The 15,183-nt window shown below is 33.6% G+C and carries 11 protein-coding genes; 2 read left to right on the plus strand and 9 right to left on the minus strand.

The features are described 5' to 3' along the window. Positions 1-105: 105 nt before the first annotated feature. The gene (locus DNJ75_RS13010) at positions 106-840 is read right to left on the minus strand and encodes a hypothetical protein (protein ID WP_117003888.1); all 735 of its coding nucleotides are present in this window, start codon (positions 838-840) and stop codon (positions 106-108) included. A 233-nt stretch (positions 841-1,073) separates the two neighbouring features. Between DNJ75_RS13010 and DNJ75_RS13015 the strand changes: the two genes are divergently transcribed. Further along, positions 1,074-2,939, plus strand: a complete 1,866-nt coding sequence (locus DNJ75_RS13015) for a hypothetical protein (protein ID WP_117003889.1) — start codon at positions 1,074-1,076, stop codon at positions 2,937-2,939. Positions 2,940-3,259: 320 nt separating this feature from the next. Further along, positions 3,260-3,820 carry a hypothetical protein gene (locus DNJ75_RS13020; RefSeq protein ID WP_117003890.1) on the plus strand — a complete coding sequence of 187 codons (561 nt, stop codon included), beginning with the start codon at positions 3,260-3,262 and terminating at the stop codon, positions 3,818-3,820. 85 nt (positions 3,821-3,905) lie between these two features. On the opposite strand, the gene DNJ75_RS13025 is transcribed toward DNJ75_RS13020, so the two are convergent. From DNJ75_RS13025 to tssC, 8 genes are all read right to left on the minus strand, one after another. After that, positions 3,906-5,333, minus strand: coding sequence for a hypothetical protein (locus tag DNJ75_RS13025; protein ID WP_117003891.1), 1,428 nt, complete (start codon positions 5,331-5,333; stop codon positions 3,906-3,908). Between the two features lie 37 nt (positions 5,334-5,370). Continuing rightward, positions 5,371-6,612 carry an MFS transporter gene (locus DNJ75_RS13030; protein ID WP_117003892.1) on the minus strand — a complete coding sequence of 414 codons (1,242 nt, stop codon included), beginning with the start codon at positions 6,610-6,612 and terminating at the stop codon, positions 5,371-5,373. A 38-nt stretch (positions 6,613-6,650) separates the two neighbouring features. Continuing rightward, positions 6,651-9,950, minus strand: a complete 3,300-nt coding sequence (locus tag DNJ75_RS13035) for a hypothetical protein (RefSeq protein WP_117003893.1) — start codon at positions 9,948-9,950, stop codon at positions 6,651-6,653. A gap of 12 nt (positions 9,951-9,962) precedes the next feature. Then, complete coding sequence (locus DNJ75_RS13040; protein ID WP_117003894.1) at positions 9,963-11,846, minus strand: hypothetical protein; 1,884 nt, start codon at positions 11,844-11,846, stop codon at positions 9,963-9,965. 4 nt (positions 11,847-11,850) lie between these two features. Further along, positions 11,851-12,537 (minus strand): DotU family type IV/VI secretion system protein, encoded by a 687-nt coding sequence (locus tag DNJ75_RS13045; RefSeq protein WP_117003895.1) that lies wholly within the window; start codon positions 12,535-12,537, stop codon positions 11,851-11,853. 62 nt (positions 12,538-12,599) lie between these two features. Next, positions 12,600-13,229, minus strand: coding sequence for a type VI secretion system contractile sheath small subunit (gene tssB, locus DNJ75_RS13050; protein WP_117003896.1), 630 nt, complete (start codon positions 13,227-13,229; stop codon positions 12,600-12,602). 109 nt (positions 13,230-13,338) lie between these two features. Next, positions 13,339-13,956, minus strand: a complete 618-nt coding sequence (locus DNJ75_RS13055; protein WP_117003897.1) for a hypothetical protein — start codon at positions 13,954-13,956, stop codon at positions 13,339-13,341. A 34-nt stretch (positions 13,957-13,990) separates the two neighbouring features. Then, on the minus strand, positions 13,991-15,088 hold the full coding sequence (gene tssC / locus DNJ75_RS13060) for a type VI secretion system contractile sheath large subunit (RefSeq protein ID WP_117003898.1): 1,098 nt from the start codon (positions 15,086-15,088) through the stop codon (positions 13,991-13,993). Positions 15,089-15,183: the final 95 nt, after the last annotated feature.

Raw genomic sequence — 15,183 nt, forward strand, 5'->3', positions numbered from 1 at the left:
ACCTTAAACTCGGATGAGTAACTTGTCCTTTTTGTGCTCATAAATACGCCCTCTGTTCATTTCACTTTCAACAATATATCGGAAATGAATTTCAAAAGATACTGTTTAAATTTCTTGGGGTATTATATTGGACTTAAGTATCTTTTGGCTTTGGACATAAAAAAATTCTTCAGATGCTTCAGTTAAGTCTATTGAACTCTTCTGCCCACAAAAATCAATTTCATTAACAAACTCAACTGTGCCTGTACTAAAATTTATTTTTTGTAACCAAAAATGCCACTGTCCATTAGCAGCACGTACCCCAATAATATTTCCTCCTTCTCCACTATAGCTATAATCTCGGTTAGAATCTGTAGAGGTAACTTTTCTCCTATGTTCAAAACCTTCAACTTTACACTGATGCTTCTGTTGTTCCTGATCTTTCCAAACTTTATGGGCATCGCGTCGTCTCACTCCCCTTCTAATTGTTTCTCCATCACCGGCTATATGGATAATATGAGCTGACTTCCTATTGTTTTTAGGCGTAATAACAACCCTGCAACCACCTAACTGAGAAGTGAAAAAATAATTAGCTCTATCTTCTAATAAAATTGATGTTGTTTTTTGACTTTTCCAAGGTAACCAATAGCATTTAAATGCCGAGTTATTGCCAACGTCCAACCATAAACCATTTAAAGCTGCTTTATTCTTACTAAACTCAAATGACTGAACTCCTTGCATAGGTACCCTATCAACAATCATCAGAGTCTCAGCTTCGAAAATTGGATACGTCGTTAGAAACTCTTCTGTCTTTAATCTTAACTGATCTACCATTGTTGACATAAACTGACTTTTAAACACAAATTCACCCCATTGCTAATTCGATTAATGCCCTATCAAAAATTTTGTGAGCCCCCAGAAAGAGCATAAGTAATCTCATTAATAACTACAACCGTATTTATTCGGTATTTTTGCTATTTGATGCCTTATAAACTATATCCGCCTGTATATGCATGATGCAATATACTTAGGCTTATTAACACGAAAATCATGGATACGTCGCATAGACGTTATATTTTACATAAGGGAATCATATGCTACTGTCAATTAAACTTAGCACTTTAAAGTGTTATCAAAACATCGCCATGAAAAAAATACCGAGTTCTATTATTTACTCTTTAGCCGACATCAGCCCCATACTTGAGGGGATCAAGCAATCCCAACCTCTTCAGACTAGTTATATATCGGATCTATATAATAATCAAGATCATCGTAAATACCTCATGGAAGCCCTATTAGTTACAGATAGGTTTAAACAATATTTAATCAATTCAAATAGAGAATTCACTTTAGATATACTTGAACGAGTCATTAAAGACTTTAAAACCACTCAAAAGGGACTTAGAAAACTGATAGTTGAAAAGTTTGGGACGTGCATAGAACCTACATCAGAAGGCAAGCTGCAAATTGATAACTTCATTGTCGCACTTAATCGTATATCTGGAGATGATCTAAATTATTCTAACCCACTTCGCCAATATTGGGCTAAAAAAAAATTAACCGAGCAAGGCATAAAATGTAAACGTGAATATTTAAAAGAATATAAGACCAAATATAACCTTGATGAGAAGCAAACAGATGATTTATTTACTGAGTTTGACGATGTTAATTCTAAAATACAACTGGTTTTGATGAGGCTTAAAAATGAGAATTCCTATAACAAAAAGAGAGTTTCCAAGCTAATAGGTGAGATAGAAGAATCTAAAAAAGTGATAGATAAATTATGCAATAATAAAGATTTTAATCCACATTTCAAATATTTACTGATTGCACTTCAAAAAGTTCATGACTTAGCCAAAAACACTTGTCCCAAATTAGTTCGCACAAACATAAGAACTACTTTCTCCAAATTTATAGAGATGCTCAAAGATACAGATAAATTACTAGTAGAGTATCTTTCCTGCAAGGAAAAGTTACATCTTTTAGAGCTTGATGCTTTCAACAATAATGGAGGTAGCAGACTTCACAACAGAAAAATTGACCTAAGATTTCTTAATGAGTTTACACCCGTTTCATATAATAATGCAGATTATATATCTATCAATATTAGAGGTGATTACCTAAAAAAGGCAATTTGTGTCATGATCAATTTTTTATATAAAAGAGGCTCACATATATATGAATATTATATTTTAGAAAAAAGAAAGCAATTTTCAAACAATAAATATTACATCTTAGAAAACTCTAGCGATGATGATGGTGATGGTGATGCAATCTATGGTTCAGATAAAAATCTAGAATTTAAGCATGACTCAATGACTAACAAACAAGGTAAAAAGTGCGACAATACTAGAAAGGCTTATCAAGAAGAAGTATTGACTGATCTTGAGAGAATCACTTGCTTCATACAAACAATGCATGGGCTTCATCCACTCGAAGATGGCAATGGTAGAACATTTGTATTTGGCTTGCAAAATGCACTTTTGGCAAAACATGGTTATCCATTCACCGTTCACTATGAAGCAGGTCGAGCGATAGGACTAAGCGGTCTAACACCTACAAAAAACTCAGAGTATGCCACAGAAATTGCCTATGGGTGTATAGTTAGACTATATTTGGATTCACTTGATAGTGATATTAAAAGGATTGAATTTTTAGAACTAATCGCGTTTATATGGAAATATTCGCCACCTGGTAACCCTTTTTTCTCAAAGGCGCTTTTTGATGATTTTGCGATAAGAAGCGCATTAATTAAGCGCAAATATTTTAAAGATGTAAAGCTTTGGAAACTACATGATCTCACTGAGGATGAGAACGATGACAATGATCTTGCGCGGGTTGAAATTCAGACAGATTACTCCACTGACAATGTTATCTCCTTCTTAGAAAATTTAAGAGATAAAGAGAGCAAACTATCAACACATGTGAGCAGTAAGAGATCAAGTTGCTTTATTATCTAACGCATCTTCCTTTTTAAAATACCGTATTTATTCGGTAATACGCTTTTCTAAAATTAGATAAAATTGTATTTAGCAAAAGCATATAAGCTCACAAGAGGGAATCCACATGACCACATCAAGGTCTGCTTTAAACCAAATTGTTAATAGAAACTCTTTTATACGCAGCTTGGTTCATTGCAAAAAGGTGGAATAAGCATTTATCGACTTTTTATAAAATGATTTGGTATTTTTAAATAGCTGTCAAAATAGCGTTGTTATGAAAATATGTCACCTAATAATCTTAATATACTTTTAAATAGTTAATAATTATGGAGAACTTAATGCAGTATTATATTGGTATGTGTTATGGTATGGTTTTTGAAAGAACCAGAACAGATGAGATCGTTTCAGGTAATGGGCGTGGAATAGATAAAAACGCAAACATATTCAATCAAGGTTTTGGTGGAGGCTATGCTGGATGTAAGGCAGTATTTGCTGTATCTAATGTGATTTTTGGGCACTATCACTGTGGTACTGAAGAAACGTTCGATGTCTGGCTAAATGAGATTAGAATGAAATCTGCATCTAATCCAGTTACTATTTTAATGGGCTGCCCTGGTGATACTTTTCCTAACGCTGAATTCAACCAAATGGAAGATCAAATTTCAGAATCAGGGCTTAAAATTCAGACTATTATAAGGCTTGAAGACTCTCTAATGAAAGACGTGGCTACAACCCATATTAACTCCAAAGAAATCCACCTTAGAAATCTATTCGGAAAACTTGTGTATACTTATGACTTCTCGACAAAAAAATCTCTTCAACATAAATTGGTTTCTGAAAAAACATCTCTGTTGGAAAATAAGGAAAAAGATAAAAAGTTATGTTGTATTATTCTTTAAAAAATCAAGTCAGCCTCTTAAGGATTTTTTCAAGTATAGCTATAACATGTATTAGCCCACATATCAGTCTAAAGCGCAATAAATATCATATATCAAACCCATATTCAAGATTCAAAATAGCTTCTTCCTTTTGGGTTATTGTTCTCTCTCTATAAGCAGTACCCAATACTGAGCTTTTTAGATTATTTGCTTTTACTAGATATTGATTATATAAACTATTACTATAAAAATCATGAACACTTCCCTGATAGTTGGCTATTATTTGTTGCACAAACTCGGTATATGTAATCTTATGACTATTCTGATCTAAACTAAAGCCACAAAAATTAAATATATCAAAATATTTAGTATTAGAGTTAAGCACACGGATTAACTCATTACCGGATGTTGTTGTATGAAGATCACCAAGTGTAATCTTTTTATAGTCTTTAAGGTGGTTCTTATAGCGAATGTGGAAAGCAATGCTCAACATTGTTTTTACAATATCTTTCACTTCTGCAGACAGCACCTTGATAAGACCTGGCCAAAAATTTTCAGGAGCTTTCTGAATCAACTGCAAATGGTTCTCAATAATATAATATGCCTCATGCTTACTATTGTTAAACCTCGTACTAGTAACATAACGGTTGTGTCTCGATCTTACCTTGAGTTGAGCCACAATCTCTTGTAATAGATCGCATATTTTAGAAATTTTCTTAAACTCATTATAAAAATTAGTCCGAAGTATATTTGCATTATCTTTTCCTAAACCTTTTAGATGGTTATCATATTGTCCATATTGGTTGTTGAATTTCATATTTAATTTGGACTGCTTGTAGGCGCCAACTAACTTGTCAAATAATTTTTGCATTTTTGGTTCTATTTTTTTATAGTTAACCTTATCATAATGTTCACCTATAATAACAGATTTAGGAAGAAAACCTCCCACGTCCCCAATCACTCTCTGAACGCAACCTACTTCTTTGCCTAAACTGTTTTTCTTAGAATACATATGTGGTATATTACCACCAAACTTCACAGCATACTCAATGTGTTTTAACCAATCTTTTAACGGTGTTACTTTATAAACCCATGGATCAACTATAATTGCATCACTAAAGTTGCTCTTTGATGCCATCTCACAAAAGCTTGCTGCACAAGCCTTGCAATTTGTAGTTCCTCTTAAGTTTGATACAAATTCATGGAGACTTTGTGAAGAATGTAACAAACAATAGACATGACTATTCAATAGGATATGTGTTAAATAAGTTTTTTCTACCAATTCATCTGGTTTTTTTATATGCGTTGCTATAAGTCTCATCATTGTTGATAAATAACCACAAGTCCCATAGCCAACGCTCATTATACCTAAATAATCATCTTCGTAAACGCTGGTCTTAATATCTGTGAAAGCTTTGGTAAATTGGTAATCACTATTACCTGCATCTAAATTTAAATTAGATGATGTTGGAACATAAATACGCGCCATATGACTTAATGCAACGGCTATTGGCATGAGCTTTTCAACTGTCATTTGTTTCCCCTTTAAAGATGTAATCTATAGTTACTATTTAATCATTAACTTGTTGCGATACAAGGTAGCTTCCAATATTTAAAAAATATAATAGTATAGCAGTCAAAACAAAGACTATAATCGCCAAGACAAAAGGAAGATTAACTGATATATCTAATAACTTCTCACCAAATAATGATGTAATTGCTGAACCTGATGTAAATAGCGAAACAGTAACACCCATTACCCAGCCTTGCTTCTTATCTGAAACTGAATGAGAAAACATCCCCAACATATTGGTATATGCAACACCAAATGCAAGCATAAAAACTCCTCCCAATATAAGGATGTCATAACTTCTCCAATTAATGAGCAGCAAAAAAAGCATTATGGCCATGACTGATAGATTTATAATCACACAATGTTTTTGTTTAAAGTGTTTTTGGAATAATGGAACTAAAAATATTGTACTAATTGCCATTGCAATTCCTAATACAAGCATCATCAAACTATTCATAAAAACATCATAATGATATTTCCTGTACAAATAGACTGGTAAAAATATGTAGAATGTATTAAACGATATTTGCATTAAAAAAAATACAACCGACAACTTGAGAACATTCTTATTTTTAAAAACACCATAAAATTGGGTTATTATCTCAGTTGGTTTGAAATAATAACTACTTTTTTCCAACTTTGTTTGATCTTGATAAGTTATTAAGAGAATTAGAATATTAATAGCAATTAATATTAACGTCAGATAAAAGGGAAGCTGATCATTAAACCATAAGCATAAGCTTTTATCAGATAGCAATCCTCCAATAATAGGTCCAGCTATAAGCCCCAAAGAAAATGCAAACATGATTAATCCTAAATTTTTAGTACGCTCTTCTGTGCTGCTTACATCTATAATGGCAGCCTGCGCAATTGGTTGACTACCCGCTGTTATCCCACCAACAACCCTGCCAACGATAAGAAGTAATAAACTATTAGACGCAATTGCTAACCCTGTTAATCCATACCCTATGAAAAGACCAACCAAACAAATCAGTAAAACACGTTTTCGTCCAATTTGATCTGATGTTTTAGCCAAGTATATTGCGCCTACAAACCAACAAATGAAAAAAATTGCAATGGTTATCCCATAGTATAACTGTCTTGTATCTATACTGGTTCCATATGCTAAAAAATGCGTTTGTGGATTCATAATAACAGCGCTCAAAACAGGAAATAATATCCCTATGCCTAAGGCATCAATAAAAACAACAAGTAGCAAAGCAAAAATTGACTTTCTCATATAATAAAATTACCTCAAATTAATATTGTAGTGGTGTGCTAAATTTCTTGCGCCAGAATTGATAGCTTATCAACCGTCGCTGATTTTAATGAAATATCAACATTAACACCTGTTTTAGGAATCATCACTTTCCATTTACCATTTTGTTGATTAGCTGCATAATCCTGTAATAGTGCAAAACCATTAACATAATTTTTACTGCTATTATAAACCTGACCATTATTAAGAATAATTCCTACTTTTAAGGTAAGTGGCTGCCACCAGTTAATTTTCGCTTTTAGCCAACCAATATCTGTATTGATGCCATAGAATGTTTGATTATCAAAATTTACAAATGCATATTTTATACCCTGTCCTTCAGACGTAATATTGCGATATTGATCAATATGTATTTCAGCAGGAAGTGACTGCGGATTACCCTTGGCATCCTCTAAATCTATTATTAGTGATTGCAATTGGTTAATCGCATTAATATCTGCAGTATCAATTGGACAAGTATTTAAATAGGTGATCTTTTTACAGACATACTCGCCACTGTCATTTTTAATTAAAAATGGTGAGACTAAATCAAAGTAGCTTTTATATAGACTTGACTGCCCCAACAACAGATCATTTAACATTCTTAAATTCACCGTCATCTTTGCAGCCGGAGAAAATGGATACATCCTAGCAAATCGAGTTGACAATGCCGTAGTAAATTTTTGCCATTTTTGTGCCGATTGTTTCTCAATAAGTTTAACACCATGCCTTACGACCATATGTACCGGAGATAGCAAACTGTCAATAAGCGATTGTGGAATATTCTGCTGTTTCAGGACTGATGACAACATTTTACTATACGAGTTATCACCTTCAATTAGCTCATTTTTAGTTATTTTTATAATCGCATTACTCGGCTGTGATAATTCAGTAGCTAACTCTGATAAAATATCAACATATTGCTGTCTTAACTGCTGATTACTCAAAAATGCATTTAAAGAAGTGAATTGATTGCTAATTTCATTAGTGAAGGGATAATCTTTCATTAACACCTCTTTAGTGTTCTCGTTATAAAATGAATAGATCAACTGCCAAACTTGAATAGAACTTATTTGCGTCAAATAGTTTTTAATTCCTATTAAGTATTGAGGCTCTCCTTTAGATTGTTGCATTAGCAGATTAGACATCAAGTTAGTATATGTTTCGATATATTGATTGGTGTAATGATCAACCACTTGCTTCTGCCAAGTATCAAGCACATTCATATTAGCTTGTTTCCCAAGTGATGTACTGAGCTTCTTGTAGTCACCAATAATTTTTACCACATATTGATCTAGCCCCTCTTTAGTATATATCAAAGGAATGGAATAATTTTGAAAGCTCACCAATGTACTATCTGATTGTGTTTGTTTTAATATGTCATAGTTATTCGCACTTACGACCATTGCACTAATGGAGTTAACTCGCGCCTTTAAAAGACTTTCAACCATTTTTTGTTGTAATGGTGAGTCCATATGTTTTTTAAGATCACCAACCATCAATTGTGTTTTATTGAGCAAGGCAACAACCTGACTTAAGGAGTCAATTGTAGTTGGCAAATCCAAATATGTTTTAAAGGACTTGACTTGAATTAAATCATTTAAATGTTGGTAATCTGATTTGCTAATCTGTGTTTTAATTGATGGAATATGCGACTGTTGAGGGTAAAGCATATGTGTTAACCAGTTATCAGTATGGGATAATGACGTCAACAAATTCACTTTGACCAAAGGCAAAAATTCTTGCTCTATAAATCGCTGCCAATCATTAATCGTCACTGAACTTGAGGATAATAAATACTTAAAATACGCATCGCTAATTTTCACTGTATAATTATCGCTGCCTGTTAATGAGGTATTACTATTAACAATTTTTCCTAAATCTGAAGCATCAAAGTTAGCCGCATAATTTAAGACCGTATCAATTTCATTGGCATTTAAATCAGTTATTTCTTGCCAAACATATTTATTTTGTTGAATGATTTTTCTAACGTCATCATGACTTGCCACGAATAAATAAGACATTAGAATTCGCGTTGTTTCGGTTGGTGTTTTAGCGATAAGTGCTTTCACCTTGGATAAGATTTCTTGACTATACGCCCTATTTAGCACTTTACTAATATAGTATTGCGGCAATAGGCTAACTCCATATTCTGATGGATTTGATGCCAACTGATCACGATATGCTTCTTGGAGTTGACTGATATTTAAAGGCGTGTCGGCATAACTAATATTATTTGAAATATCATCTACTTGTGCTTGAAATCCAATAGCATTTGCAAGTAACACAGAAGAATAAATAACACCAATAACACCAACACCATAGCCACTAACAGCAGGATAATTGATATTAAGGCCCTTCTTATCACCTGATAATACAAAACTGAAGATATTTTGTTGATATGATGTTTTTTGACGCGGCATATATAATAGTAAATTGCGAATACTCTGTGGTGAATTAGATATAATCGCAGCATAGTAATGCTCGACACTATTTTGATAGGTTAGCACCTTTTGTAAGAAGTTATGGATTTCACCGACTTTTTGAACATTATAACCGACTGCCTTGATAATCTCAGTTTCATGTTGCTCAAAGTATTGTAATGGTAACTTTACCCATTCCTTAACCATCAAATTAGCATCTAAAATTCTCTCTTCCGAAATCGTTTTTATCGGGATGTATTCACTGACCATTGACAGCTTTTGATACGCGTCATAACCCTCAAGATTTTGCATTGAAAATGACAAGCTCACAATCGGTTGAATTTCTAATTTTTGAGCAAAAATATTTAAGCTAGATGCCACAAGCATTGCTTTTTTCTGTGTTAGATCATCTAGCTTATCGTGAACGACAACAATAGGGATACGCTTTGTTTTTTGAGATATCTTCAACCAACATGCTTCTAATGCATCAAAATCAACTTGATCTAAATCGTGCAACTCATGGATAACAAAATTATTTGATAAATAAAAACAAGAATCTTTATTAATACTTGATTTATTTCCTGCAATTAGCTCTCCTAATCCTGTCTCATCAATCACAAATTGATCCTGAGCAAAATTAAGTAATAAATAAGGCTGTTTATTGGATAATCCTGGATAAACATTTGCAGGCAACCTGTTTAGACAGGTTCTTAATCCTTTAAGATAGCGATTTTTTGTTGATGAACGAAATATACTCTTTGAAATTGAGACAATAAAATTAACTAATTTTTTAATATATTTCTTATACCTTCTCCAAAAAACGAGCATCACAATAATAACAGCAACAATAGCAATTGATGTTCCATAGTTTTTCAAAAAAGTTAATAAAATACTCATATGCATTACCTCTTAATCTGTCAATTTAAGTGTGAAGCCATCTTTGTTGATTTGTAGCGTTTTTTTACCACTATCATTGTTTTGCTCAATATATAGAGCACTATCTTGACTACCTACTTCATAACGTATCGTTGCTTCATTTTGACTACCCCAATTTATACCCGTCACCTGTGCTGTTTGAGATGCAAATATATCTGAGTTAACATGGTGCATAAGTGATGCTGAGATCTCTATATATTCACGATGTAAATCAACCCATACTTGTGTATTATTTCTTAAAGGAAAATAAGCTTGGCTCAATAAACTATTAGGCTTAACCACTGCAGCAAAGCTGTTACTTGACTCATCGTCAGCAAGTAATAAACTTGGCAGCTCAATATGGTAAGACATTTGATCGTCACTATAAGGTGTAAATCGATGATAGCTTGTATCATCAGATGGCTGCTGTGAAATATCTGATGCAGTCTTGGTGGCTCCCTGATAAAGTGATGTTGCATATATGTCATCTGTTGATGCATCGTCTTTGATCACACATGCTTGCGCTTTAAATGCTGTCGTTTTTTGATATGCAGGTAAGTCTATTGCTGTTGATTTATCAGAAATAAGTGTTAATTTAGTTGCAATATTGAGCGGCATTTTCTGATCTACCATCTCATTTGTTAGGCGACTATGACTGTCAAAAGCGCGATAGTCTTTTATATTCTGGTGAAACTTAAACTCAAAAGCAATTGCTGTTATACGATAACTGTCATTTAACTCGTTAGCATATGAGTCAAAAAAACCATCTGGGAAACTGAATCCACTAACAGGGTAAAGTGGTAATTGCGTCGGTAAATTACCAAATTCTAACTGTATTAGGTAAGCAGATGAGTCTTCATTTTGTTCCTTTTTCTCAACATAATTAACATATTGCTGATATTGATTTGGAATTTGGTAATAACTAGGTGCAACTCTTGAAAAAACGTCATCAGTCAACCCCCTATCTATCGATGATAGTTGTGACTTCGGCAGCGGGTAACTGATATTTGCAATATTACACTTCCCTAGTGCTTGTTGTGTATTTAGTAATAGCACTTTATCTAGTTTGTGTGTGTCGGGAGTAGATAAAGTGCCATTACTAACCTCATACTGACCAGCATAGGTTTCGACCTGACTGCTGATGAAGTATTCTTGCTTATCATAATTAAAATAAAGCTGTAGTTGGTAGTCATATAACCACTCTATCAAAGAGTTATACAATCCAAATTCAATACTATTAACACATATATAGGGTTGCTTATCTTGAGTAAATTGAGTCAACGCATCATCAATTTCAAGCTTAACTAGATTTGAGAATGCTGCAGACATTGAGGTTATAACATCTTTATGAGTACTATCTTGAAAGACCTTGATTGTTTTAATTTTCTTGGCAATGGCAGCCAAAGGATCGGAAAATGTGAAATTAAATACTTGATTTGCTTCATATACTTCACACTGCTGTTGGTCTTGAAACTGATTGAACTTGATTTCAGATAAGCTCAATAAAGTGCCTGGATTTTTTGATAATGGATCAAAAACTGCCATAAGTTTAATTGTATTACTCTGCATTGGCAGTGTATTCGCATCGGATAGCTGTATATGATCCCTGACCTGCAATATAAATTCTAATGCAAACATTCCTCTATTATTTAAAAGAAAGCTTAAATCCTCATTCATTGAGTTTTTAGAGGATAACGTAAAACTAATTTTACCTTCAAAACCATATGTTTTAAGATTAAATACTAATTGATCTATATACTTAGGCGCAATAACAACACCATCGCCTTGTGTCTCAAAACGATCATTCAACGGCTTTACTACTATTGATAATGCATCATAATAGACCTTTCGCTGTAACGTGTTCGTATTATCAAGCATAGCCTTACCTCAGTATTAAGAATAGATAGCTACTACAAACAATTGCAACACCTAAAATTGCAGCACTTATGTAGTATGATTTAGTTAAAAATCGCTTAGACCATCGCGATTTAGTTGACTGCAGTGTTTGATGTATAGACAAACTCTCAAGCACATTTTCATAGCCTTTATTAACAACATCGCATCCAGATTCATTTTCAATCATCGTTTCAAGCTTCTTCTCATACAGCGTAATATTATATTGATTAGCAAGATGGTATTTCCCCTTAAAGCCTTCTTTTAATAGCAAGTTGATCTGTATTGGAATAACAATCGGAACTTTGACTTCTTTAGCCAAAATAGCATCAATCATTCTAAAGAAATGTTCTCCACCATCTCGTCTTTGAAAAAACTCTGTTTGCAATGACTCCCAACTCGCTTTGGATAAACTCATATGATTAAATAAATATAAGTTCACTTTTTCATCACAAAAGCTGACCAATGGAAATAGGATATAAAATAGAATGCTCTCAGAATATTTCTGCTCCAAATTACTTTTAAAACATTCTATTTTTTCTACTAATACCGTACGATAGATTGTTAGATTATCAGTGGCTTTTTCTTTTTCTAGCTCTGGATGAACATACTTTTTAATGTCTTTTGCTTGTTGAACAATATCAAGCCATAGCATCCATAATGTTTGATGATCCATCAGAAATTCCCCATATGCTTCTTTTTGGCAAAATGTAATTTAAAATGAGATAATATTGAGCGTTACTCTTTATCTTTTGGTTGTTCCTCTATATTTTCAGCACTTCCTTCACCCTCAATCAATGCCGTTGTATCAGCCGAATTGCTTGCATCTTCTAGAGCCTTAGGGACATACTTACTTGCATTTAATAAAGCATTATATTCCTCAATATTAACCAATGATTTTTTGATCATCTCTTTATTTTCAGCACTAGCAAGCATCTCGCGAATTTTCTCTTGAAACGCTCGATTGTTATCAAAAGTTGTTTCAAAGTTTGCAACAATTTCTTTTAATCGTAGTAACTTTTTAAGTGCAGGAATCTGATTTGCCAAAGACAATGGACTAAAGGCATTGATATTCTTAAGCTGCAAATCAATATCAAGTTTTTCTGATTGATGTGGTGTAATTCTATTATTAACACTAATTGTTTTGCTAATATCTAGCTTTGACAATACCGCATTAACACCACCTTTACCGTTTAATACCGTTCTATCATAATATGATTTCTTCATCTCCTTAGACTCACCAAGAGAGAAATCACCCATAATAAGAATCTTAAGTGGTAACTCTTTTTTCTTTTTTACATTGCCTACAGAAACAATATCATAGGTAATATTAACTCTGGAGCTTGGAATTTTTTGCTTATACGACATGGTTTTCTCCTGAATACGTCAAGAATTTAAAGGAAAATATTTAGCTGCATCCCCCTAGCAAAGCAACTCATGCAACTAAATAAAATTTACGACATCAATAATTAATTATCTAGGCGTTGGCAACCTTGAAAGATTGGATATTATTAGGTTGTCTTGTTTGTACGTGTATAGTTGACGACACATCTTCTGAGTAGTTACCGCCTGTGATATGTATTTCAGCAAGATTACCTTTGTCATCTGGAATAATCTGGATATTATCCTTAGCTACTCTAAACTTGATGGTGTCATCAATTTTAACACCATAAGTAAATGTCATTTCTTTATTATCTAAGATAATTTGATTTTCATTAAGCTCAGAAATTTCAAACTCCATGACTGGTGTACTGCCCATATTATCAAGCTTATCTGAAATTGCTTGACCCTGATTATAAGTAATATAACCAGACAAAGACACTTGTGCATCAGTTTGCTTTGGATAAAGAGGAAGTGTTGCCTGAGTGATTAGAATCGGCGCATCTTCTGTTGTCCCTAATTCAGAACCACCATCTTGAGCAGCAAACTTATCATCTGCAGCAGTACTTGCAAATGAAAAGCTTTTGGCATAAAAACGCGCAGCATGCGCAAGCTCCCTATCCCCTGTGTGCCCTTTTATCCACGCATTGTGTACAGAGCTAAATGTAACATGACCATTTGATATTTGCACATTTTGAGAACTTATTACTGACATATATAGACTCCTTTTCTTGTTTTATTGATTATTCTTATTCACTATCAGACTCAGCTTCATCGCTTCCCTCACCAATCGGTAGTTTGGTTGCAAGACGCAGTGAAACATCAATGCCTTCTAGTTGAATATGTGGTACAAGATCAATTGAACAACCATACCAACCAAGCTTACCTGGTTGCGGTTCAACTTTGACACTTGCCTCTTTAAACGGAAAATAGGCTAACGTCACATCACTTGGATTAGATGCTATCGTTACAAAGCCGTTTAACCAATCTGACAAAAAGGTTTGAATCTTTTCTTGATCATAGTTCGAACCAATTCTGTCTCTCACCATTGATTTTACATAATGCGCAACGCGAGATACTGAAAGCGTATATGAAAGGTTAGAATTGGCTTGAATACTTTCCATTAAATCTAAATTTTCTAAATTATCAGGAACGAACTTTGCTGATTGAACGCTAAAGAAACATCCACCTTCGCCACGTTTATCTCCAACAAAAGGGATAAGCCCTGCTTTAGAGAAAGCATACTCTTGGGAGTCTGATATAAAGTATTCAACACTCCCTGTTTTTTGCTTGTAATTGCCAATTTCAAATTGATACGTTGGAATATCTTCAATCAACCCGCCTCCCAAAGGACCACGAATATACTGACACCAACCTGTTTTTTTGAACGAAGTAATAATATTTCGTGCCAATAATCCAGATGAGAATCCCCATACATAAGACTTTTGATCAAATGGGTTGTTAAGCTTCTCACGGAAAAAACTAACCGAATACTGATTTCTTGATCCATATAGCTCGGTTGAATTATCATCATAAGGACGTCTAATTAAATATCGAGGAAAAGTCATGCCGACATATGCTGCTTCCTCTGTTTTTCTAAACTGATTCCACATTTTGAATTTGGAGCCTTCTAATAGTCCTTCTAAATCTTTAACCTCATCAAACTCTTCAAAACTACTATAACCAAAAAACTCAGGACCAATATTACTAATAAAAGGCGTATGCGCAGAGCCTGCAATCTTTCCTAAGTTAGATAAGACAAAGAAATCATCGTATGTGTTTTTAATGTCAAACATGCCAACACTTAGCGCATAACCCAAGTTGGTAAATTTTTGATTACAAAGCATTCAAATCAAACTTTTTTTGCAATTTCATGCCCCTCAAACCCTTATTCCTACGTTCATTTTATGTCAAAATCATTTTTGTAGTGCCATAATATATA

It is taken from the genome of Cysteiniphilum litorale, from assembly GCF_003428165.1.
GTDB classification, from domain to species: Bacteria; Pseudomonadota; Gammaproteobacteria; order Francisellales; family Francisellaceae; genus Caedibacter; species Caedibacter litoralis.